We start from the raw sequence: 24,584 nt of genomic DNA, 5'->3' as shown, positions 1-24,584 counted from the left end.
GAGAAAAGGTTTCTTCAGATGCCCGATCGACAGCGACACGAAGGACGGCAGCATGCCTCGCCACGTCACCAGACCCAGCGCTGGGCTGAAACGATGGCTTTGCACGGAAATCGACCCCGCAGGCCCGCGGCCCCTGCAGGATGCACCGAGGAGTCAGGTCTCCCTTGCCGTCTCACACCCCTGCCGGGCCAGGGCCATGCCATGCTCCCGCTGCCGGAGGCGACAGGTCCCTCCGCGAGGGGACGTAGACCCAGCGCCTGCCTTGGCGTGCAGGGCGGCATCAATACACTGCTGTCGGAACAAGTGAATGCGGGGCAATCGGTGGGCTTCTTATCCTCATGGCGCCGACCAGGCCGTCTGCCGACGGAACTGACCAGTTTCGTCGGGCGGGAGTACGAACTGCGCCAACTGGCACAGTTGTTCAAGCAGACACGGCTCGTGACCCTTGTGGGACCCGGCGGCGTCGGTAAGACCCGTCTCGCCCTGCGTGCTGCGGCTCAGGCGGCACCGGGCTTCGCCGACGGAGTGCGGCTGGCCGAGCTGTCGGGGCTGCGCGGCCCGGAGCGGCTGCCCGAAGTCGTCGCCGATGCCCTCGAACTAGCGGATCGGACACGCCCTTTCGCCTTCGACGCCGTCGTGGACCATGTCGCCGACCGAGAGCTGCTGCTTGTGCTCGACACATGCGAGCACATGGTCGACACCTGCGCCCTGCTGGCCGACGCACTGCTGACCCGATCACCCCGGCTGAAGATCCTCACCACCAGCCGCCAACCCCTCGGTATCCCCGCGGAGTACGTCATGGCCGTACAGCCGCTCGACCTGGCAAAAGGCGAGAACAGCGAGGCGCTCCAACTCTTCGAGCATCGTGCGGCATCCGCCGTTCCCGGCCTGGTCCTCACGCCCGAAGAGCGCACCACGGCAGCGGCCCTCTGTCGCCGCCTCGACGGCGTTCCGCTGGCGATCGAGTTGGCCGCGGTCCGCCTGCGCGCGCTGCCCATCGCCACCCTGACCGCCCGGCTCACCGAGAGTTTCGCCGTACTCGGCACCGGCCGCGCGACCGCTCATGCACGCCATCAAAGCCTTGCCGCCACGATCGGTTGGAGCCACGACCTCTGCTCCCCAGACGAGCGACTGCTGTGGGCACGGCTGTCGGTTTTCGGCGGTGATTTCGACCTGGCCGCGATCGACGCCGTGTGCACGGACACCCGGCTGCCGACAGGGTCGGTACTGGAACCCATAGTCGGTCTGGTCGACAAGTCCGTGCTCCTCCGGGAAGGGGACCGGTACCGCTTCTTGGACGTCATCCGTGACTTCGGCGCCCAGCAGTTGGACAGGATCGGTGAAACGGTCCCGATACGACGCCGGCTGATCGACTACTTCCACACGCGGCTGAGCGACTTCGAGAAGAAGTTCTTCACCTCCGCGCAAGTGCCCTTGTACACAGCCCTGCTTTCCGACTACCGCAACCTCACCGCCGCCCTGGAGTATGCCGACGCCGACGGCACACTGCTCGCTCTGGCCGCTGCCGTGTGGCCATACAAACTCTGCGCCAGCCATTCGGCGCAGGCGCTCTATTGGATGAATCGTGCCCTCGCCCAACAGCCAGAGATCACCGAAGACCGCGTCAAGGCCCTGGTATGGGCCACCACCTTCGCCGTGATCCAGGGCGACGCGGAGGCCGCTTCACGACTCTCCGCCGTACTTCAGGAGCAGGCCGCACTACTCGCCGATCGCAGACTCAACGCCCTCGCCCTGATGTGTCACGGCATGGCCTACGGCGTCACCGGCGAACACCACAAAGCAGTGGAACAACTCCGTCTGGCCCTGGAACGGCTCAAGAAGGATGGAACCGACCTCGACGTAGCGCTGGCTAGTCTGCGGCTAGGCATCGTCTACGCCCTCCATGACCGGGCCGATGCGGCGCTCAGCGCGTTCGAGGAGGTTCTCCGCCTCCTCGGCAACGACAGCCGTGAGAGTTACGTCCAAGGGCACACCTACGGCTTCATGGCGGTCGCCCAGCTGCAAGCCGGTCGCGCCGACGCTGCCGAACGGGCCGCGCGCCAGGCCCTGGAACTGCATGACTGCCGGGGAGACATCCTGGGCGTGGCAGTCTGTCTCGACTTCCTTGCCTGGGCCACGACCGAGCGCGGGTGCCACCAGCGCGCCGCCATCATCCTCGGAGGCGCGGACGCACTGTTCCGGCTCCTGGGCCGGGGGCGGGCCATGGAAAATGCCCAATTGATCCGTGTCCACGAACTCACTCTCGACGAATTGGATCGATCTCTGGGTGCGGCTACGAGACAAGAGCTGCATCGGACAGGGGCGGCCCTGCCACACGAACGACTCATGGCTTTCGCACTGTCGGACGACAACGGACTGTCCGTGCAACCCGACCCCCCAGCCTCTGGCTGCCTCACCCGTCGCGAGCGCGAAGTCGCCTGCCTGATCACTGAAGGAATGACGAACAGGGAAATCGCCGAACGTCTTGTCATTTCAAAACGAACGGCCGACACCCATGTCGAACACATCCTCACAAAACTTGGCGTCTCCTCCCGAACGCAGGTCGCGGCACTCTTTCCAGCGGAACAGCAACGGGAAGCAGAGAAAAGGAATTGAGCGCCCTGGATTCCGACGGAGATACACCCCCCACACGATCGGCCCGGAACCCGGACAGAGCTCACTCACCTGATACATGAGACACCCCCCTGCAGCCCTTCTCTATGCAGTGAGCACGGTCCGGACCGTCGACCTGCCCACGTCAAAATTCGATGCATCCTCACAGCTCCGAGCAGATACATTCACAACTTCCCCTAAAGCACCGGGACATATCCGCCTCGAAGGTGCGGTACTTCACCTGTTTCACTTGAACGAGTGAGCAAATTGGACGCCGGGCAGGTCGCCCGGCAAAATTGTCCGCCGACGGCCACACGGCCGCCGCGACTTCAGTGCCTCGGCACGCGTTATATCAGGAGTTTTTGGTGTTCAAAGGATTTCGCTCGTTTCTTCTGCGTGGAAACGTCGTAGATCTCGCGGTCGGTATCGTTATCGGCGCCGCATTCACCGCTGTCGTCACCGGCTTCGTCACCGCCTTCCTCACGCCGCTCATCGGGGTGGCAACCGGAGCGGTCGGCGACTTCAGCAAGCAGAAATTCACGGTCGCGGGAACCGTTTTTCCCTACGGCGCCTTCCTGAACGCCCTCATCAGCTTCGTACTTGTCGCCGCCGTGATCTACTTCGTTGTCGTGCTGCCCGTCGGCCGACTCCAGGAGCGCTTCAACCCGGTCAAGGATCACCCCGTCGCCAAGGTCGACTGCCCGGACTGCCTGAGCAGCGTGCCCGCGGCTGCCGTACGGTGCGCCTTCTGCACTTCCGAACTCGCCGGCCGGCCCGGATTCCCCGCGCAAGCGACCGCGTCCCTCCGCTGACGAAGCCGAGGCACGGTCCGCAAGTCGACGCTGCCCCGCAGTGCTGCCCGGCAGAACCAAGAGGCAGGCTGGAGCGGTCCCCGCGCGTTGCCCAGCGCGCAGGGACCGCGCTTCGCGCGCGCCTGCTCACCTCCGTCGTGCCTGTCCCGTGGAAGTGGGTGACCAGCCCCTGCGGCGCGGACGCCCAAGAACCCTCCCAGCGCATCAAGTTGCTGATCGATCGACGCGGCAGCGCGGAGCAGGCGGGGCAGGCAGGGCAATCCACTGTTCAGGACCCTCGCAGTACCAGGACGTCGCGCCACAACCGGGCACAGATGTGACGGGCTCCCACCACGGACGACGCACTGCTCGACGAGCTTCCTGACCATGAGGAACGCGATCCGCACGCCGGTCAGCGACGCCTCGACGACCTCCGCAGAGGGAGGCTCATCGCGATGTCGGGCGGGTCAGCTCACGCGGGTAGCGTGGCGCGGGGAGTAGTCCGTTCAGGCGAGGCAACACCTGAGCCAGGGAGACAGACAGGTCACCCAACGCTTCGGACAGGTCGGCGAAGCCGTGATGCCGGACGGCTTCCAGTGCTGTGTGGCACGCCCTCCACGAAGCAGCAACCCGGCCGTGCGCTTGATGCCGGACGGCCTGAGCGTAGAGCAGGTGGGTATGGGCCCATGCGTCCCGCTCGGTGTCGGTGGCGTCCTGGGCCCGATCGGCCGCGTACGCGGCTGGTGCGAGGTGCCCGCTGCGGGTTAGTTCGGCGGCGAGGTGGGACCACCCTTGTCCGGTCGACGGGCCGGCGGTCCAGTCAAGGTCCGAGCTGCCGATCAACAGGTCGGCGGTACGCAGCAGTTGGCGTGCCTGATCCCAGTCCTTGCGGGCGGTGGCCTGATACGCGTGAATGGTCAGTGAGGCGCTGAAGAGCGAGTCTGAGCCGTGGGCAGTCGCCGCGTCCCAGGAGTCTTGTAGCAGAGTCCCGGAAGCCTCATCTCCGCAGGCGAAGGCGAGATGGGCCGCCAAGGTCACCGCCTCTGTGTACGCGATGGACAGTGGCTCGACGTGCGGAAGGTGACGGCGGATCAGGTTCAACCCTGTCGCACACTGAGCGTGCGTCGCCCACCAGAACCACAGATTTACGCAGGTGCCGAGTTGCTTCTCGCAGGAGTGCGCCTCAAGGCATGGTGTCTCCATCTGGGCCTCCAGCAGCGGCCAGTTGTCCTCCACCGTGTCCAGTGCCTGGCGCTGGTGGCCCTGGTGCCACAGCTTGCGTGCCTCGGCGGCGATGATCTGCGCGTGCAGATTCATCCGGTGCAGCGCTTCATCTCGCTCGCCGAGCTCCTGGAGATGGTGCATTCCCCAGATGCGAGGGGAGGAGGTGAGACGGAATCGTGGCGGCCGTACCGCGCCAGGGTCGTGATCGGCCGCCAGTACGGAGTGCTGAAGGAGAGTGGAGACAGCACCATCCACGTTGATCTTCGAGGCACGGCCGGCCTGAGCGGACACTGCATGCGCCGTGGCCAGATCGAACGACGCAGGCAGTACAGCCAGCCGTGCCCACACGGCTCGCTCGGTCTCCTTCAGTAGATGGGCGCCTGCGTCTTCCGCCTGGTACATCGAGGTGTGACGTTTCTGCATCCCGGTGAAGTCCGTCCCGGCGGCGAGGACGATCGCCAGGGGATTGTTGTCCAATGCCGTGCACAGCCCCGCTACGCCGGAATCGTCCTCCTCGTACTGACCGCTGGGTAGCCGCGACTGGTACAGCAGGACGGCGTCCTCGGTGGCCAGAGGCCCTAGTCGAAGGATCGTTTCCTCGCCGAGTCCGAGCGGCGCACGAGAGGTGGCGAGCACCTGGATCCGCGGTTGCACCATCAGTAGATGCTGTACCAGTCGCGCCACCGACGTCCGGCACGGGTCCACGTCGTCGAAGAGCAGTAAGGTCCGCTCCTGGCTCAGATACGCGCCGATGTCCTCCAGCGCTGTAGAGTCCGGCAGACCGGCCGCCTCGCACAGCCGCTGCCGGATGCCACGAGCGGAACCTGACTGCCAGCACTGGGCGATGATCAGCCGACCCTGCCACAGCCGGGCCGTATGCGTCAGGGTGTGCGCAGCGAGCATGCTCTTGCCGATTCCTGCGGGACCTGTGATGGTCGTCAGACGGCCCTCAGCCAGCATCCGTCGAAGGATTCTCTGTTCGGCCACCCGCCCGATCAACTGTTCCGGGTGTGCTGCCGCTGTATGTGTTCCGTGGCTCGTCATGGTTCCCCCGTGGACAGCTGTAGTACGAAAAGCGCAGGAATCAGCGGACACACCGCAGATGCGGTGCTCCGATGAGGGGCGCTGGCCGGTCCCTCTTTGAGCAACCTCACCCTGCCTACGCTTCGGTGGGCTTGATGTACGCCCGCCGGCCGAAGAACGGCTCCCTTCACATCAAGCAAACGAGCCGAACGCCCCTCCGTCCGAGGCCCTCAACGGTTCTTCACTGATCCTTTACGCCACGCGCGCATCCGCTGGTGGACGGGGCCAGGAAGCCACAGCGCGGGCATTTTTGTCCGGGAGGGGACGCGGCGATGCACGGAACGCCACACGAGTGAATCCCGTGAATCCTGGGCCGGTCACCGTTTTCCGCGTCCGGCTTCACCGGTCCTGAGACGCGGCGTCGTCGTCCTGGAGGTTGCGCCAGTGGTCGACCTCGAACGTGACCTGAGGGCTACGGGTCTGGTGGTCGGCGCGGTGGACGGCGGCGGCGATGTTGATCGTGAAGGCGTCGGCGGTGGTGGTCGCGCCACGGTCGTGGAGGAGGGTGGCGATGCGACTGCGCAGTTCGTCGCGGATCCTGCCGGCCATGGTGAGGTCACGGTCGAGGTTCGTCGCGCCGCCGCCGTGGCCAGCCAGCCTGACGGACGGCAGCCGCAGCCCGTGTGCCAGGTTCCAGAGGCCGGTGCGGACGATGTGCTCGGCGAGATGGTCGAGCTTGTAGCCCGCGCTGTCCGCCAGTGCGCCGGACTCCTCGAACGGGATGAAACGGTGCTCGGGCGCGGACACGGCGTGGCCGTGGAGGACGACCAAGGTGAGCGGATTCGCCTCGGCCGAGGCGTGGTCGTCGGAGAGCAGTTCCGCGTGGGACTCGTGCATCGACTCCCCGGGGCGTCTGCTGTACGAACGGAAGTACCACTGGTGCTTTCCGTCGATCATGGAGGCGGCCTGCGGCACGGCTCTGGCGGCCTGCTGGAACGTGCGGTTCTGCTCCTCCTCGGGGGCGCCCCGGTCGCGGGCCTCCCTCGCGGTGACCAACAACTCGGCGAGCCGGGCCCTGGACTTGAGTGCGTCCTGCCACGCCGGGTCCGCTCCCACCCGTTCGGCGAAGCGCGCGCGCTCGCGCAGCCGGGTGGCGAGCGCGCGCAGACGGGGAGCGGTGCTGCGCAGGTTCGCCTCGACGGCGGCGTTCATCTCCGCCTTGTTCCTGCTGACCCGGGCGTGGTTCTCCAGGGTGAGCTGGGACTGGCCGTCCTCGCTGGCCAGGACGACGGTCGCGAAGTGGTAGCCGAAGTGCGAGCTGTTGCTCGCGGTGGGCTTGGCGTAGTTGACCGCCAGGGTCGGCTTTCCCTCGGGGTCGGCCGCGCTGATCGACTGGACCAGGTAGCCCTCGCCGACCTCGGCCCAGGCTCCCTCGTTGATCCCGGTCTGCCGCGCCGCCCGCGTCACGGCGTCGCGGCGCGGGTCGTCGACGTACTCGTAGCTGAGCGCACTGCCGTACTCCCGTCCGGGCAGCGGTGCGCCGCCCTGACCGCCGACGCCCCGGTTGTCCCGGGCGATCTGCGCGGCCGCCCAGGAGGGGCCGGTGACGGCCGGGTCGGTCAGCCCGTCGGCGACCTCGGCCAGGGACTGGGCGAGGTGGTGTGTGCCGGTGACCTCGGCTGTGTCCAGGGCGCTGATCCGGCCGGTCGAGACTCGTCCCGGCACCCTGAACACCACGTGCGAGGCCCGGAGTTGGCCGGACACCATCTGCGCGAAGTCGCGGCAGGTCTCCTCCTCGGACTTCTTGGACCGGGTCAGGAACTGCGGGGTGACCTGAAGGAGCGGCGGAGTGGGCAGTGTGTCGCCCCGGGTGAAGGTGAGGGAGATCTCCGGATCGGCTTTCAGCCGCACGCTGCTGCCCGCGGCCGCCAGCTTGGCGTTGGCCTGGTCGACGGCCTGCTCGGTGGCGTACGCGTGCTGGCTGAGCCCGCCGGCGTCGATGGCCAGCGTGTGATCCTGCGAGACGTGGATCGTGGGAAAGTCCCTGACGGGGACCATGCCGAGTTCCTGGGTGGGCAGGTACAGCGGAGCCGCCCCGGAGTCGACAGGGTCGGCCGTGAACTGCGTCGCGGGCAGCCGGTGGAAGAGCACGGCCGCGTCGTCGGTGAACCGGACGGAGTAATCGTCGGTGGTCAGGCGCTGCGGCCGCAGGTGCGCGAAGGGGTCGGGGGCCGCCACCGAGGGGGTCGCGGCCCAGTGCGGGTCGCGGCCGGACAGTCGGAGACGCTCCATCTTCACCTTCCCGCTCACCACCCGGGTCAGGTCGACGTCCCCGCCCGACGGTGACCAGACTCGGTTGCCCGTGGCGGCGGAAACGGCTTCCGGAAGGCCGAAGCCGTCCGGTGAGAGGCCGCGCACGGCCAGCACGATGTCGGCCTCCGGCGGACGGTGCGGATCGTTCACCAACAGGTGGACGAAGTCCTCGACGTGCTCCAGCCGGAAGTTTCCGCCCGGGGTCTCCAGGGTGATGTGGCCGTTTCCGGCCCGGGCCAGGACGACGTAGGAGCCCTCGGCCCACGGCATGGCGTGCCGTGTCCGTTCCCCGCCGTCCTGCTGGACGTGGTAGTAGGTGGGGTCGAACGCGGGCCGCCCGATGCCCCGCCAGTTCCGGCCACCGCCGGTCAACTCGGTTGCCTCGCCCCAGACTTGACGGGTCAGCTCCCTGACCTCCGCGTCGGAGAGGCCGGCGAACGGCGCGGCGGCGGGGGGCCGGGCCGGGGCCGACGTATCTGTCTCCACCGCGAGCAGTGCCTCTCGGGCGGCGGCTCCGGTCAGCCCCGGCGCGGCGACGCCCAGCTTCCCGTCCTCGCCGGTGTACGGCAGGTCACGCAGGACCGGCCCCGATTCGGTGACCTCGGCGATCGTCCGAAGGTACGTGTCGGGTACGTCGATGGTGTCTATGTCCGCCATGAGGCCGGTCCGGTCGGTCTGCCCTTCGAGGCGGCGGAAGAGCGTGGTGACGTCGTGGTAGCGGTCGGGCAGACCGCTGTAGTGCAGTAGTTCGTGGAGGGCGCGGGCATCGTCCCGGACGCCTTCGTGATCGCCCAGCGGGAAGGTGAACTGGTCCCACGCGCTCAGCGGCGCTTCGCTCCGGCTGATCTCGACGGCCTCGGGATGGTCCGGGCGGTGCTCCAGGTCCACGTCGATGTGCAACTGGTCGCCCGAGCCGGGCAGTCGGCGCCCGTCGTTGACGTGGGTGTCGAGCAGCGACTGGAGCCGTTCGCGGTAGGAGGCCAGGTCAGCGGGGCCGAATCCGTGGCCGAAGCGCACCGGGAGGTGCAGGGAGAGGTTGCGGACCCAGCGGCCGTCGTCCGCCTGGATCCGGGCGACGGCCGCGCGGACCACGACGTCTCGTCCGGCCAGCAGCCCGGGACCGGGGCGGTCCGCCAGGGGGTCGCGGGCGGGGTCGTACTGCTCGGTCCTGAGCACGGCCCAGGCAGCTTGCGCGCGCCGGGCTCGCCACTGCTCGGGGCGCAGGGGCGGCCGTCCGTCTGCGGGCGGTGCGGCGGATGCGGGGGCCTGCGCCGCGCGGGACGGAACGGGGGACGCCGTGCCGTGGTCCGCCGGATGTTCGCCGGCGACGGACGGCTCGTGTTCCGTGGCCTGGGGGTGGGTGACCGTGATGACCGCCCGGCGGCGGGCCTCCGGAGTGTCCTGGTCCGTGCCGTGCGGGAGGTCCGGGCCACGGGACTCGGCGGTGATCGTGAACGCGTCCGACGTCAGCGGGGAGCCCAGGTCCCGCAGGTGGGCGTCGAGTCGCCGTGCGAAGAGGGCGCGGACGCTCTCGGCCCGCTCGGCGCCGACCTGGACCGCCCTGCCGAAGTGGGGCAGGCCGGATACGGATGCGGTGCCGTGCCCGGTGACCAGAACCGCCGGCAGGCCGAGCCCGCTCGCCACCCGCCGTACCGCATCGTCCGCCACCTCGGCGGCCAGCGCGCCGACGTGGGCGGTCTCGGCGGGGCCGGGCGTGGTGACGTCCTCGGCGGAGAACGCGATGCCGCGTGTGAGCGCGGGCGCGGCGGCAGGAGCCATTGGCTCGGTGTGGGCGGTGGCCGTGGGCTCGGTGTGGGAGGGGTGCGGTGCGGCTGGCACGGCACCGGGGCGGGGGGCGCGGGGGACGAACTCGGGAGAGCTGGCTTCGGCCGGACGAGACACACGGGAGGCCGATTCGGAAGAGGTGGCCTCTGTGGGGCGGGAGTTGGGCGGAGAGAGGCGGGAGGTTGGAGCGGCGGCGGGTGCGCGGCGGGGCGGGCCGAGGGGGGACGGGGTATCGGAGTTGTGCGTGGATCCGGAAGGAGACGGAGCGTCGAGACGGCGGGACGCGCCGAGAGGGGACGGAACACCGGGGCGGTGCAGGGAGCCGGCGTGGGACGAGGCGGCGGGACGGCGCGGTACGCCAAGGGGCAACCGGTCGACAGAACTTGAGGCCGACGAGGCAGCGGTACGGCGAGCCGATGCCGGAGTCGGCGGGACCACCGAGCTTGAAGCCGACGACGCGCCCGGACGGCGAGTCGACCCCGAAGCGAACGCGGTCGCCGAACCCGAACCCGACGCCGAGGCCGACGCCGACGCCGACGCCGACGCCGACGCCGACGGTGTGGCCCGGTCGCGGGGTGTCGTCCAGTGGAAGACGTGGCCGGTGACGGTGCGCGGGGTGCCGTAGGGGCCGGAGTCGTCGTGGGCTCGGACGGTGAATCTGACGGGCTGGCGCATCAGCGAGGCCGCGCCGGTGAGCTTGGCCTTGCCGGGTTCCGTGGCCGCGATGCCGTGCGGCGGCTCCACGTTGGGGGTGGGCCTGCTCGGTGTGCCGGGTGCACGGGTGACGGGGCGGGTGGAGTCGAAGGTCGCGTCCCGGGTCATGCGCGCGGTGGACAGGGGGATGCTGCCCACCGGGTCCTCGGTGAGGACGGCGAGGTCGAGCGGGGAGACGGACCAGTTGTAGGTGTTGGTGGCGGCGGTGGCGGACTCGCCCGTGACGGCGACGGAGAGTTCGTCGTCGGCGGTGTCACGGTGGCCGACCTCCTGCGGGGGCCCGATGGCCTCCATCGACAGGGCGACCGAGGTTCCGGGCACCCGGTACTCGGCGCCCGGCGTGTTGAGCCGGTGGAACAGGGCGGGCAGCGACTGCCCGGAGAACACCTGCCGGATCGCGAACTGCTCCTCCAGGGAGAGGCGTTGCTCCTGGCTCAGATCGTGCTCGTGTCCCAGCCGGGGATCGGCCGTGAAGGTGTCCACGAAGCGGGAGGCGGTGTCGGTCAGCTGCGCGGGCAGGGTGGAGCGAGCCGCCCACCGGGTCAGGTCCGCCCCTTGGGAGAGAGCCCACGAGTAGTACGAGCCCAGGTGTCCGAGCACTCCGTCGCCCCAGGGGCGTGGGGTCGCCTGGATCTGGACGGCGGTGTCGCGCAGGGACTTGGCGTTGTCGAAGCCGACCAGGTCGTGCCCCTCGCGCAGGGCGTTGTGCCAGCCGGCGCGCTCGGCCGGGCCCGTTCCGGGCCTCGGGTCGAGCTCGATGGCGAAGGGGTGCTCGGCCAAGGGGGCGGGGCGGGGGGCGTCGCCGGGGGCGTGCGGGTGGGGCGGGGCGGTCGCGCTCTCTGTGAGGGACTCGGGCACCCAGGCGCTCGCGCCGTAGGGACCGATGGTCCGCGGCTCCTCCGGGAGGTGGACGAAGCGGCCCGTCTCGGTGCGCCGGGTGACCGTCACCTCGTAGCTCAGGCCGGTGGTGAACCGGGCGTTGGTGTCGCCGTAGCCGGACGTCTTGTGGCCGACGGTGGTGGTCACGCCGGATTCGGCGCTGCTGCCCCGGCCGCCTTCGAGTCCGGCGGCGGGGGTGATGGAGATCGAGTTGAGGTGGGGCACCGCCGGGGGGCGCACGGAGGCCCTCAGGTTGGCCTCGACGCCGAGGCTGTTCTTGGCGCCGGCCTTGCCCTTGACGGTGTGGGCGGCGGTGACGTCACGGGTCAGGGGGCGATCCGAGCGGGAACCGTCGTCGCGCCAGCCGTCGGTGATCCCGCGCACCAGGACCTCGGTGACGACGTGTCCGGCGCGCGTCACCTCGACGTGCCGTTCCAGGATGCCGGGGCCGACGAGTTCGTCGTACCGGGCGGCGAGCGTGTCCGGTGAGTAGGTGTCGGCGAACGGGAGGGCCGAGAGCGGGACGGTGCCGGCGTCCGGCCCGCGCAACTGCCGGTCGATCTCCTGGAGGACGGCATCGGTGCCGGCCAGCTCCACCAGGGCGCCGCCCGAGATGCCGAGGTCCAGCAGGGTGGCACGGCGCTCCGGAGGCAGGGCGGCCGGGTCGGTGAGGGCCGCGCCGCGCAGGCGGGTCACGTCCTCGTCGGAGAGGAGGACGTGGAGGTCGTGGTGGTGACGGATCGGGCGGCCCACGTGCGAGGCTCCGGACGCCTCGGTGAGGCGTCCGGCGATGCTCACCTCGGCCGTGGCGCGGTAGACGTGCCAGGTTCCGGTGTGGCTGACCTTGCGTGTGGTGGCGGTCTGCTGCTTGAGGGTGTCGGCCTGGTCCCACTGGCGCCCGATCTTGCCCTTGCCGCCGCCGCGCACCTGGAACGTGGTGGTCAGCGCGCCGGTCGCGGTCTCGGGGAACAGACCGAAGTCGGGTCCGAGGCTGCCCTTGAGGGACGACGACGTCTGGTCGGCGACGGTGGTGGCTCCGCTCGCCTTCAGCTCCAGGTCGAGGGTGTTGTCCCCGGACAGCGTCTCCTCGTAGTGCAGGTCGATCAGCCTGGTGCGCACCGACAGGCCCACGGTGTCGGGGGCCCGCCCGGTGCCGACGTGCCGGTCGAGCGTGTTGGCCCAGCCGGAGTGCGAGGCGGACACCAGACCGGGCAGCTGGGCGCGGCCGGCCAGTGACGTCACGGTCTCGTCGAGTTCGGGGACCCGCGGTGGTTCGACATCGGGCTCACGGGACCGGTACGCGGCCTCCAGCGCGGCCCGCGCCTGCCGTTGGAAGCCGGCCTCGTCGGTGACATGGGTGACGGCGTGCGACTGCGGCAGCCGGGCAGGCCGCAGATGGCGGGGTGCGGAGGCCGACCGCTCCGACCGGCGCACCTCGACCCGCAGCCTGTCGTCGCCCGCGAGGGGCACCTCGCGCACGGTGTCCGGTCCCTGGCCGGGGGCCGGGCGTTCGGCGGGCAGGGTGCTGTGCGGGGTTCCCTCCCGGTGCGGGGCGACCAGGACCCGGTACGTCACGGGGTAACTGAAGGCGTCCGCGGGCCCCTTGTGCTGGAACGTCCGCTTGGCCTGGGTCTCACCGGACGCGACGGTCTGCCGGGACGGGCCGTAGGAGCCGTCGAAACCGAGGTTGCCGAACGCCCGGACGGTGTCCGGCGGGTTCAGCGCTCGGCGCAGATTGCCCGCGAAGCCCAGGGTGTGCTTGCTGCCCCGGGTCACCGCCTTGTCGGCGGCATGGCCGCGCACCACCGTGTCCTTCGCGGTGCCCGCCGCCCCGTCGTGGCGGCCCGCGCCGATGTCGGCCCGCACGACCACCTCGTACGTACGACCGGGCAGCCCCGGCAGGTGAGAGGTGTCCAGGGTGATGCGGAAGGTGCCGTCGAGGAGTTGTCCGCCGTCGGCGCGCAGCCCGGACCGGGAGAGGCGCTCGCGCAGCAGGCGCTGGTTCTCCATGGCCTGCGGAGTGATCCGTCCCGCCGCCGCGCCGTCGGGCGGTGGCAGGGTGCCGGGGGCCAGTTCGTGCAGCCGGTCGGTGATGTGCCGCTCCAACTGCCGGGCGCCGGGCAGGTCGACGAAGGCGGTGCGCGCGGCGGTCAGGGGTCGCCGCAGGCTGTCGGCGGCCGGGGCGGGAGTGCGGCTCCCGGGGGCGTCCGCGGCGGGTGCGGACGGGTGGTGAACGACCCGGACGACCGTGCCGGTGCGTGGGGCGGGCGGATTCTCCGCGTCGCGCGGGGCCTCGTCACGGGCGGGCGCGGGGGTGGGTTCCGCACGGACCGCGTGCAGGCCGTCGGTGCCCGGGGAGAGCCGCTCGCGGAGTACTTCGAGCCGGAACCGTACGTCCGTCCTGACCAGGTCGCCCGTGCCCTGGTGCTCCAGGCTCCGCTCCAGGGAGAAGGTCTGCTTGCCCTTCTCCTGGTGGGCCTGGCTGTACGCGTAGGAGTAGCCGCCGGTGGCCGTCAGCCAGGACGACTCCTTCGTCGTGCTGCTCTGCCACACCCGTCGTGCGCCGCCGCCGTTCAGACCGAGGCCCCAGCCGGAGGTGTCGGTGCGGCCCGTGGCGTGCTCGCCGGTCTCCGCGCTGGTGACGGTGTCCTTGTCGGCGACCGTGCCCTCGCGTGTCGACGCGCCGGGTTCCAGGGTGAGCCGGAGCCAGGCGTGTCCGCGGTCGCTGAGGTCGAGCCGTTTGGAGGTCAGACCCCAGCCGGCGGCGTGCTCGAATCCGTCGACGACGTTCTTCGGGGACAGGAACTCCAGGATGTCGTTGTGCGCGGTGCCGTTGGGGCCGCGCTCGTCGGGCAGAAAGCGGAAGACATCCTCGTGCAGTGCGTCCAGCCCGGTGATGTCGAGCGGGCTGCCCTGCGCACGGTCGGGGTGGTCGCTCTCCCAGCCGTTCCAGCGGGCGGCACGACCGTCCGCGGGGGCCGGGTCCGTGCGGGTGACCTCGGCGGTCACGTCGGCGATGAGCGGCGCGCCGGCGGGGCGAGGCCGCGGGCGGCCGTCGGGGCCGGTGACGGTCGACTCGTAGTGGAAGGCGGAGACATAGGTGTCGGTGGGGCCGGTGAGCGAGGTCTTGGTGCCCGTCTCGGTGCCAGTGTTCACCGAGGTGTCGGTCGCGTGGGTGCTGCCGCCCGCCTTGATGGAAGGGGTGATCAGGCCCAGCCGGTCGCCCCCGGAACCGTCCGGGAGGATCACGGTCGGTGCCAGGTCGAGGCCCGCCTTCGAGGTGGTCAGCGCGGTCTTCCTCGGCTCGGCCACGCGCTTGGCCCCGGCGGACCGGTCGAAGGTCTTTCCCTCCTTCTCCTCGGCCGGTGCCTGGTCCGCGCGCAGCAGCCAGGGTCCGGGGCGGGCCGTGAGGACCACGTCGTGCAGGGCGCCGCCCGCCCGGAGCTGGAAGCGCCAGCCGCCGTTGACCATCTGCTCGTGCCGGGTGCGGAAGGTGGCCGGATCGAACTCGACGTCGAGCTTCTGGACGACCTGGCGGTCGGTGCGGTGCGCGGCGGGCAGGGACGCCACCACCTGTGCGCGCAGGGCGTCGGGGCCGGGGGCGTCGGTGATCCGGATGCCGGCCAGCGACCGCTGGTGCCGGCCGCCCAGCCGAGCGGGCGGGCCAGGCGGCTCGGGCGGCGGCGCGGGAAGGTCCGCGGGCTCCGGGTCACCGGCCCGGTGCTGGTGGTCGACGGGCGGAGGCGGTGACAGCGGGTCTCCCTCCGGCTCCACGGTCTTCGGCTCCGCCTCCGCGGCCTTGACCGGAGCCGCGGGCTTGACCTGCTCAGCGGGCGGCTCCGTGTGAGGTTCCGCAAAAGGCTCTGCCAGGTGATCCGCGAGGGGGTCCCGGGCGGGCGGTGTCCCGGGCCGTACCTCGGGCAGCGCCTCGGGGTGGCCGAGGCGCGCACCGGGCGCCGGCTCGGACTCCGGTGCGCGCAGGGCGGGTTGTTCGACACGGGGGTGCGACGACGTGTGCGTGACCGGCGCGCCGGAGCGGACCAGCGAAGGCTCGGCGAGGGTGGTCGCGGACTCGGCGGCCGTGGACACGGACGGCCCGGCCGGTCGCGGAACGGATTCCTCGGCGGGCCGAAGGACGGAGCCGGAACGCGCGGGGGCGATGTCGGGGCGTGGGAGAGGCGAGCCGTCGTGCCGGGTGCCGGGCTCGTCGGGCCGCGCCGGTTGCGGGCCCTTGATGAGGAACTCCGCGGGGGCATGGACGAGTTCGGCGTCGTTGATGCCGGGACGGAAGCGCAGGAGGGGTTCGCCGCCCTCCTGGTGCGACTCCACGATCTTGCTGAAGATGCCCTTGCTGAAGGGCGTGGTCGGCTCCCAGTCCATGTGCGCGCCGTGCATGACGGCCATGTCGGTGGTCACCATGGTGTTGACGACCTCGTCGTACGGCTCCCCCGCCAGCCGGGTGCCGCCCGGCGTGTTGATGTCGAAGACGTCGTGATCGCCGGTGATCTCGGTCCACTCGTCCTGACCGTTCCGGCCGTACACCAGGCCGTCCTCGACCTTGAACCGGTCCTCGGCCACGAGGCGGGCCATCACCGGTGCCAGTGTCTCGAACTCCTCGGCGCGCTGCGCGAACCGTCTTTCGAGCCGCTCCCACGTCAGGTCGTCGAGGTTCCCGCGTTCGGGCCGGACCGGCTCGAAGTACCCGATCAGACCGCGGTGTTCGGCCTTCGCACCCAGCAGCACGTCCAGGTCGTTGACGGACTTCGCCTTGATGTCCTTGGGCTTCGGCAGCTTCCCCTGATCGAGCCATGCCGGGGCGGCCGTGTTCGTCGGCCGGACGTCGATGACGAGATTGCGCGTCCGCGCCAGATCCCTGAACCTGTCGAAGTTCTTCTCCGGCATCCCGTACTGCGACCGGGCCACGGACGGGGCCACCGTCCGCGAGGAGCCGGCTGCCAGGTCCGCGTCCGTGTCCGACGGCGCGTGCGCGGAGGGCGGTGCCTGATGCAGTGCCTGATGCGGCAGGGCGTCCGAAGAGCTCGACGGGCTCGTCCGGCGGCTGGTTCCGTCGGCCACCGGGGCACGGGGGACGAACTCGTCGGAGCGCGGAGCGGACGCCTCACGGGTCACGTTCAGCACGGGCGGCAGGTCCGTTCCGTAGAAGACGGCCTTCACATCGTCCGACATCGCGAGGAACTCGTTCTCGGTCTCGTACAGGAAGAGGGTGTGTTCGGGCTCGTCGGGGATCGGTGCCCTGCGCTGGAGGTACGTTCCGAAGACCTGGTGCAGCGGGATCTCCTGCGAGGTGACCCAGAACGCTCCCAGCGTGTGGTTCTCGGTGTCGTTCTGGTCCTTGTACGGTGCCAGCAGGCTGTACGAATCCGCGGGCCCGCGCCGCAGATTGATCTCGGCGCCGATGTCCGGCGGGTGCCCGTTGTTCGTTTCGTCGACGACGGATCGCTTGTCCAGGCGCAGGAGTCGGACGACGCCTCGCCCCGGGTCCACGTTCGGCATCTTCACCCGGTTGAGGATCTCGTGGGTGAAGACGTGCTGGGCCACGATGCTCCGCACGTATTCCGGGCCGAAGTTCAGTACCGGCATCGGGTCGTCCTGACCCGGGAAGTGGGCCTCGTCGTCCTTCACCCGCGGGCCGTCCAGGCGAGCCATGTAGAAGCCGCCCTCACCCCGTGCCGGACGGAAATGGCTCATCAGCACCTTGAAGCGCTGCGCCGGCCTGGTGTTGGAGCCTGCCGACTGGCCGGTGGCCCAGTCGGCGAGCCAGTCGCTGTCGCCGCCGTTCTCGTTCAGCCAGGTGTGGAACCGCGCCGACACGCCGTGCGGGCCACCCAGCGAACCGCCGATCCGTCCCATCGGATCGTCAGGGGAGACCAGGGCCCACGACGTGACGGCGTCCGCGTCGCCCCCGGTGCGGTCCCCCCATTGCTCGTTCACGACCAACTCCGGCGGCAGCTGGTCCAGGAAGTCGCTCTCCCCCATCAGCATCTGTACGCGGAGGAACTCGCTGCGGTACTCGGGCCTCCAACCGCCGCCCTTCAGGGACCTCTCGGTCTTCAGCAGGCGCACGGCGCGCTCTCGTTCCCGAACGCTCGTCTCCTTCGAGCCGATGACCTCCTGCGCGCGTTCGGTGATCAGGCGAAGCCGGTGGTCTGCCGCACGCGCCATGGCCTCATGGGCCCTGTTCCGGAATGCCCAGAGATCCTCGTTGCCTCTCTCGCCGTCCGTCGGGAGGCGCGTCGCATCGCCTTCGTGCGAGTAGGCCGCCGGCAACGTGACGATCTTCTGGGACCGGTCCTCGTGCACGACCAGCCCGAGGGGGAAGGAGGGCTCGTCGGACCACAGGGTGTGTGCCTCGAACGGCCCGGCGGGCAACGCCTCCAGCAGCGGTACGGACGGGGGCGGCACTGGCGCCTCGTCCGCCTCCGTCTGCTGTCCGGTGGCGTCGGTGTGACCCGTCAGCTCCTCGGGCTCGGGCGACGCGGAACGGTCCGGGCTCCCCGCCCAGGCGTCCGTCCCGTTGCCGTGCCCCGCCGTGTCGTGGGCCGGAGCCGGTGCGGGGGCCGCGCCCATCCAACGGGACGGTCCGGGCAGAGCGGTGGGGACACGCCTGGCCGGCGTGTCACTCTCCGCCTCGCTCCACTCCGACTCCACCTCCTCGTCGGAGTCCTGCTGCTGCCGCCTGTCCAGGGCGGCTTTGAGCGCACTGGCGAGGTCCGCCGCGGTCGTGGTGCGCGGTTCCACATCCGCCGACGCCTTCTCCCCGGGGCCGTCGAGCGGCTCATAGCGCGAGGGCTCGGAGACCGGGTCGACCCAGGTGTGAGCGCGCTTGTGGGGCGTCGCGGCGAGGCGCACCTGTTCCCATTCGGCGTCGTGCGAAAGTCCCGGGTGCTCAAGGCGGAGGTCACCGACGACGGCGGCGCTCAGCTGTAGATGGCGGTCACCCAGGCCGCCCCTGCGCAGCCCCTCGGGCGATGCGGTGTGGAAGTCGCCCATCAGACCGCCCTTGACATCGGGGCGGTGCGGCACAGCCTGGTCACGGTATTCGTCACGCAGGTTGAGCACCTGATGCCCCAGCTCGTGCGCGTACACGATGGGCTCCGCGTCCGTCCGCCATCTGCGCTGGTCCATGACCCCGTCGCCGTCGACGAGGTCGACCGTCAGGTGCGCCTCCTCGCCGGGCGTCGCACGCACCACGGTGACATGCAGCCGGTCACCGGTACCTGGACGGTGGTCCGGGCCGGGCAGGTGGTACTCCGGCGCGTTGAAGTACGCCTCGACACCGGCCGTCACCTTGGCCCAGACCGAGTCCGTGTCGTGCCTTGCACCGCCGTTCCGGAAGGCGATCCTGACCGTCAGATCGGTGACCGGCTCGCCCCGGTACAGGAACCGCCGGGCCTCGAAGGCGGACCGGACGACGATGCGCGGTGTGCGGTCGAGCTTCATCCGAGGGGGCGGCGCCGATCCGGCGGGGTGTCCGCCGGGGGGCGGGGTGGGGTCCGGGACAGGCGCGGCGGCCTCCTGGCGGGGTCGGCCGGCGGGCGCAGCGGTCTCCGACTCCCTTACGGGGGCGGCGGTTTCGTGCGCGGTGGCCCCGGCGCCCTCCTCGGGTTCCGTGACACTCGCGGTGGCGGTGGACTCCGTCGGCCCGGCAATTTCCGGTCCGGCGTGCGTGCGCGTGTCAGCGGCTGACGGAGTGCCGGATTCCGCGCGGACGGATGACGCCGGGCCGGTCGCGCCGGTGCCGCGGTCGGTGCTGGTGCTCACCGTCGACGGACGTGTATCAGCGGCCGACGGAGGGGCCGGACTCCGAACGGACAGACGGTGCCGGACCAGTGGCGCCGGTGGCGCGGTCGGTGCCCGTGCTCACCGTGGACGGACGTGCGGAAACGGTGGGGGTGGCGGTGCCGGAACCGCCGGTGGTCGTAGGACGGCCCACGTTCGCGGCCGTGGTGCCGGTGCCTACCGCGCTGCCGCCGCCCGTCGTGACGCGGGTCGGTGTGACGCCGCCCGTCCCGGTGCGGGTGACGGTCGAACCACCGGCGCTGGGCGTCGTGTTCGACGCGGAGATGACGGTGGTGGTGAATCCCGGCAGGCCGTTCTCGTGCCCGGCGGTGACCGGAGTGGACGCGGCATGGGTCGTCTCGTGCACGGCGGCGGAGCTGCCGGTGCGGAAGGCACCTTGCTCCATCCCGGCGGTGGCGGTGCCCGTGCTGGTCGTGGCCGCGGTACCGGTCGTGTGTCCGGTCCCGTTCGTGCCGGCCGTCGCCGTGCTCCCCGCCGGTTCCTTGAAGGTGTCCGTGCCGGGCAGGTCGGTCTTGGCGGCCGACACCACTCCGGGCAGGTCGATTTCCAGCGCCTTCGGCAGGTTCACGTGGACGGGGTCCACCGTCACCGTGTCGCCCTTGCCGCCGAACCGCCGTTTGCCTCCGCCGCCCAGCGCGCCCAGCGCACCCGCGCTGATGGACGTGCCGAACTCGTCCTCCCCGCTGTGGTAGACGCCGTACATGATCCCGGAGGTGCCGATGCCGGTGGCCGCGCCGAGGAGGCCCTTGCCGAGCAGCGAGTGCGCGAACTTCGGTGCGAGGACGCTGCCGACGCCGAAGAAGAGGCCGCCCACGGCGCCGCCGATGGCGCCCGACACCACGGCGGAGACGGTGTTGTCGGTGGACCACTCGGTGCGGTCGCCCTTGAGGAACTGGATGGTCTGGACGGCGACGTCGAGGCCGACGTTCATGGCGACGCCGGTCGCGACCGAGATGAGCAGCCGGCGCAGGATCATCTTCACCGCGACCCGTGCGGCGGTGATGGCCAGCGGGATGACCTCGGGCGCGAAGAAGATCCACTCCGCGATCTGCGCGGCCAGCAGGATGAGCTGGCCGATGATCATGTACTTGGAGTACTCGACCTGTACGGCGGTGTGCTTGCCGAGCTTGCCCAACTGGTTCGCGGACTCGGCCATCTCCGGGAGGCTGGACTCCAGTTGGGTCACGAAGGCCTGGAACTCGTCCGCGACCTGCCCGCCCACGCTCTCCAGGACCCCGTTGCCCGACGCGCCGATCTGCCCGCTGATGCCCTTGAGTTCCTGGGCCGCGTCGTTCCACGCCTGGCCGAGGGCGTGCAGGTTGTCCTCGTCGCCCTTGGGCCAGGCCTGACCGACGGCGAGCCGGGCGACCCAGGCCAGCTCGGGGGGCATCTCGACGCTCATACGGGGCTCAGCGCCGGGTGTGGTGCGACGACGAGCCGCTCGTCGTCACGGAGTCGGCCGCGGGTGTGACGGCGCGCAGGGTCTCCACGTTCTGTTCCTCGGTCCGCGCGAATCCCCTGGCCATGGTCCGGACGCCGTCGACGGTGCTGTCGAGCACGTTGCCCGCGCCGGTGATGCCGGCGCTGAGCTGCCGCTTGGGCTCGGCGTACTGCTCGAGGAACTGACGTCCGCTCTCGTCGTCGCCCCAGCACGCGCCGAGGGCCTCCAGGCGGCCGTCGAGCTTCGTCGCGATGGACCTGATGCGTCCGGCCAGCTCCTGCATCTGCGGGGCGGCCTGCTCAAGCCGTTCGGTGTCGACGGAGAAGGTGCCGTCACTCATCGGGGCCTCCCTTGAAGCCGTGGTCCACGTAGTCGCGTACGGAGTCCGGCATGGCCGGGTCTTCGGGCAGTACGGCGGCCGGGTCGACCCGGCCCTGGAGTAGGTCGGGCACGGTCACCCCGGGCGGCAGCCGGTCGGCGAGCACGCCGGAGACGCCCTCCAGCGCCTCGGCCCTGGCCTGCCGCAGGGTGGTGAGCAGCACGTCGGCCAGTTCCTTGGGCGCCATCCGCCGGTAGGCGCCGGTGGGGAACTCGATGGCGGTGACCTCCCCCTGGGCGCCGACGGTGATCTTCACCGTCTGCCGGGGGGCGGTCACGGTCGACGTCGTCTGGTTGATCCGGCGCCGGGTCTCGGCGGCCTCGTCGCGCTGGCGGCGGTACTGCTCCAGCAGGTCCTCGATCTGCTGGTCGTACGGACCGGGCATGTGAACTCCTCTCCTTTCAGGCAGTGTTGGGCAGACGCGTGGGCCGGTCAGAGGGTGGCGGCGGAGTCGCCGGGTGCGGTGCCCCAGGTGCTCTCCGGCTGGACCAGCAGGTCTGCGATGCCTCGGGGTGCCGACTCCTCCTCGGGCTCTTCGGGCTCCTCGGTCTCCTCCGACGACTCCTCCAACTCGGGGCCGCCGTCGCCGCAGAACGCCTCACCCAGGGCGCCGGTGCCCACTCCGGCCACCGCCACGGCGCCGGTGCGGTCCGGCTGCCACGTACTGCGCGGCTCAGCGGACTCGCCCGGCGCCGTCGCGACGTTCTCCGCCTCCCCCTCGTGATCTCCGCGCACTGCCCACAGCAGCGGTACGAACGCGCCCGCACCGGCCTCCCACGCGGAGAAGTCCTCCTCGCCGTCATCGGCCGACGGTTGCGGGGCTACGACGCTGTCGGGAGCCGGCAACGGCATGCCGTCGGACCCGACCGCGACCGGGGCCTCGGCCGTGGTCGCGCCGTGTTCCGCCGAGCCCTCTTCCGTCGTGCCTTCCTCCGCCGGGACCGCCTCTCCCGTCTCTCCCGTACGTTCGCCGCTCCGGGCGTCCGTGCGACGCGTCGCGGCGCCGCTCGTCCCGGGTCCGGCCGTACCGAATCCGGGCAGGAAGGGCACCCCGGGCAGAGCCCCTGTCTCCGAGCCCGCCTCGTCGTCGCCGGCCTCGTCGTCGCCGGTCCAGGGCTCGGTGCTCGGGTCGAGCAGCCCGGATGCGTCGGTACGTTCGTTCGTGCCGTCCCGGCCCGCGCCGGAGGCGCCCGCACCTCCCATTCCCGGCATATAGGGCATCCCGGCCGCGCCCAGGCCCTCGCCGCCGGCCGCCGTGCCCAGTTCCGAGCCGACCTCGTCGCCGCCGGGAATCTCCTCGCCGTCCCAGGGGTCCGCACTCGCGTCGAGCAGCCCGGAGGCGTCCGTCGGCTCGGCCGTCTGACCGCCTGCGCCGGCCCCTGAGCCGCCCATCCCCGGCATGTACGGCATCCCGGAAGACGTCGCGAGCTGTGAGGGCGCGAGCGAGCCGGCGGACAGGCCGTCGCCGAGGCCGCTGTCCAGTCCGCCGGTGAGGCCGTCGGCGATGCCGTCGCCGAGCCCGGTGTCACCGAAGGCGGCCGGGTCGGCCGTGGACAGGCCGCCGAGGGAACTCTCTCCCTCGGACCCCAGACCGCCGGTGCCGAGACCGGCCAGGCTGCCGAGTCCGGGGAAGGAGAGGGGGTTCAGCGCGCTGTCCATGGCCGACGGGTCCAGGCCGTCGAGGCCGAGGTCCCCGAGTCCCGTGCCGTCGAGGGCGGACGGGTCGAGGCCGGTCCCGCCGAGGTCGGAGAGGTCACCGGGAAAGGCGGTCGGGTCGGCGGACCCGTCCAGGCCTGCGAGGTCTCCGACGTCACCGATGCCGTCACCGGTACCGGCTCCGCTGTCCAGGCCCGTGTCGGGATAGCCGGACAGGTCCGACAGGCTTCCGGTGTCACCGATGCCGTCGCCGATCCCACCGTCGGACCCGCCGAGACCGGGATCGTTCACACCGGCGTTCGGGTCCGGGAGGCCTTCGTCGTTCCCCGACCCGTCCGGGTTGTTGGTCGGTGAGGTCACCGGGGTCGGGTTCACGATCGCGTCGGTCGTGACCTGGTAGGAGTGCGCCAGGCTCTTCAGCACGGCGCGCATGTCGTCGGTCATCATCGCGACCAGCTCGGGCTTCTGACTGATCGGGATCAGTCCGTCCGACATCGGGGTGACGCCCATCAGGACGGCCTGATGGGCGTACCAGACGTCGATCTCCGCGAGTTTGTTCTGCGCGCTCTGGAAGGCGATCGCGTTGTTGGCCAGTTGATGGGGGACGGAGTGGTCGCCGGTCGAACCCCCGGACAGGACATCGGCGTTGGCCTTCACCTGGCGGGAGAAGTTGGTCATCATCGTGAGGAAGGAGTCGGCCGCGCTGCCGCCCCAGGGCCCGTTGTCGCCGGCCAGGGCCTTGGCCTGGTCGACCAGGCTCTTCGTGACGCCCTCCAGGATGCGCTGGACGTGGAAGAAGGCGTTGGCCGCGTCGAGGAGCGACTGGGGGTTGGCAATGGACCGGGCGTGCGCCAGGTTGGCGTCGGTGCTGACTCCGGACGACATGCCGTAGACGGCCGCCTTGATCTGCTTCCAGTCCCAGTTGTCGTAGTCCGTGACGCTTCCGTTGGAGGAGCCGTCGGGGTTGCCGAAGATCGTCCCGTCTTCGCCCTGATGGAAGCCACCGCTGTTGTAGTCCGGCACTTTCGCTCTCCCGCGCAGCGCGCCTAGGTGGTGGTGGTGTTCGGGTTACCGGTACCGGTGTTGCCTGTCATGCCGGTACCGCCGTTCGACGTCATCACCGTGTTGAAGTCGGCCGTGGTGGTCGTGAAGGCGTCCGCGAGGTCCTGGGCCGTCATGCCGTTGGCGTCCTCGGTCGTGGCGTACTTGTGGCTGAGCCCATTGACCCCGTCCCGCAGGTCCGTCAGACCTCGGACCAGTGCCGCCAGAGCGTCGCCGTAACTCTTCTTGAGACCGGCGTCGGCGTTCGGTCCGTTGACCGACGTACGCATCACGTTGGCGTGGTAGAAGGCGCCCGGTGCGACCGAGACATCGGTCAGCGCGGTGGCCACGTCGCGTACCGGCTGGATCAGCAGGTCGATGTTGGAGGCGAACAGGTCGAGCGACGGGGTGCTGACCGAGGTCCCGTTGTGGCCGTCGCCGCCGGGCACCGGCGGGGGGACGAAGGGGTGCAGGTCGCTCAGGATGCCCGGGACGTGCAGGACGTCCGTGCCGCCGTGGTAGTGGTGGTCACCCGTGTTGCTGTCGCCCGTAGTGCCGTTTCCGGTGCTGTTGCTGTTGCTCTCGGCGCTTATGCCGTCCGTCATGTCACTGCTCCCAGAGGCTCACGCCGTGCCGCTCACCCGCGTAGTAGGACTCGTTGATGTGGCCGAGGGAGTTGGTCGCGTTCTGCGACTGGGTCACCATGTCGGCGGCGGCCGTGTCCCACTTGGCCTTGGCGACGTCGTAGGTGGCGCGGGCGTCGCTCGTCCACTCGCTCAGGTGCACCTTGGCGCTGTCGTCCAGGTCGGTCAATGCGGCCTGGATCTTCCCGCTGATCGCGGTCATCTCACCGACGACGTACTCGATCTGGTTCATGTTGACGGTGTACGTGGGCATGGCTCGC

The 24,584-nt window shown here is 70.6% G+C and carries 10 protein-coding genes; 2 read left to right on the top strand and 8 right to left on the bottom strand.

The window, feature by feature from the left end:
* The first annotated feature begins 267 nt into the window (after positions 1-267).
* Together ACIRB1_RS36400 and mscL are read left to right on the top strand one after the other, a co-directional pair.
* A complete protein-coding gene (locus tag ACIRB1_RS36400) occupies positions 268-2,616 on the top strand; it encodes an ATP-binding protein (protein ID WP_403468518.1) in 2,349 nt (782 codons plus the stop codon).
* A gap of 362 nt (positions 2,617-2,978) precedes the next feature.
* Positions 2,979-3,425 (top strand): large conductance mechanosensitive channel protein MscL, encoded by a 447-nt coding sequence (mscL, locus tag ACIRB1_RS36395; RefSeq protein ID WP_352178963.1) that lies wholly within the window; start codon positions 2,979-2,981, stop codon positions 3,423-3,425.
* A 426-nt stretch (positions 3,426-3,851) separates the two neighbouring features.
* On the opposite strand, the gene ACIRB1_RS36390 is transcribed toward mscL, so the two are convergent.
* From ACIRB1_RS36390 to ACIRB1_RS36355, 8 genes are all read right to left on the bottom strand, one after another.
* Positions 3,852-5,588, bottom strand: a complete 1,737-nt coding sequence (locus tag ACIRB1_RS36390; RefSeq protein WP_403468517.1) for an AAA family ATPase — start codon at positions 5,586-5,588, stop codon at positions 3,852-3,854.
* A 462-nt stretch (positions 5,589-6,050) separates the two neighbouring features.
* Positions 6,051-19,124, bottom strand: a complete 13,074-nt coding sequence (locus ACIRB1_RS36385; RefSeq protein WP_403468516.1) for a hypothetical protein — start codon at positions 19,122-19,124, stop codon at positions 6,051-6,053.
* 16 nt (positions 19,125-19,140) lie between these two features.
* Positions 19,141-20,565 (bottom strand): hypothetical protein, encoded by a 1,425-nt coding sequence (locus ACIRB1_RS36380; RefSeq protein ID WP_403468515.1) that lies wholly within the window; start codon positions 20,563-20,565, stop codon positions 19,141-19,143.
* Positions 20,566-20,572: 7 nt separating this feature from the next.
* Positions 20,573-20,944, bottom strand: coding sequence for a WXG100 family type VII secretion target (locus tag ACIRB1_RS36375; protein WP_328826148.1), 372 nt, complete (start codon positions 20,942-20,944; stop codon positions 20,573-20,575).
* A complete protein-coding gene (locus ACIRB1_RS36370) occupies positions 20,937-21,368 on the bottom strand; it encodes a YbaB/EbfC family nucleoid-associated protein (protein ID WP_403468514.1) in 432 nt (143 codons plus the stop codon). Before ACIRB1_RS36370 ends, ACIRB1_RS36375 begins: the two co-directional genes overlap by 8 nt.
* Positions 21,369-21,415: 47 nt before the next feature.
* A complete protein-coding gene (locus ACIRB1_RS36365) occupies positions 21,416-23,662 on the bottom strand; it encodes a hypothetical protein (RefSeq protein WP_403468513.1) in 2,247 nt (748 codons plus the stop codon).
* Between the two features lie 23 nt (positions 23,663-23,685).
* A complete protein-coding gene (locus ACIRB1_RS36360) occupies positions 23,686-24,285 on the bottom strand; it encodes a hypothetical protein (RefSeq protein WP_352178783.1) in 600 nt (199 codons plus the stop codon).
* 1 nt (position 24,286) lies between these two features.
* Entirely contained in the window at positions 24,287-24,577 is a 291-nt protein-coding gene (locus ACIRB1_RS36355) for a WXG100 family type VII secretion target (protein ID WP_403468512.1), read from the bottom strand.
* Between the last annotated feature and the right edge of the window lie 7 nt (positions 24,578-24,584).

The sequence above is a fragment of the Streptomyces sp. NPDC096013 genome, from assembly GCF_044763565.1.
In the GTDB taxonomy this organism is placed as follows: domain Bacteria; phylum Actinomycetota; class Actinomycetes; order Streptomycetales; family Streptomycetaceae; genus Streptomyces.
The sequence above is the reverse complement of the archived record's forward strand: the minus strand, read 5'-3'. Positions and strand labels throughout refer to the sequence as shown.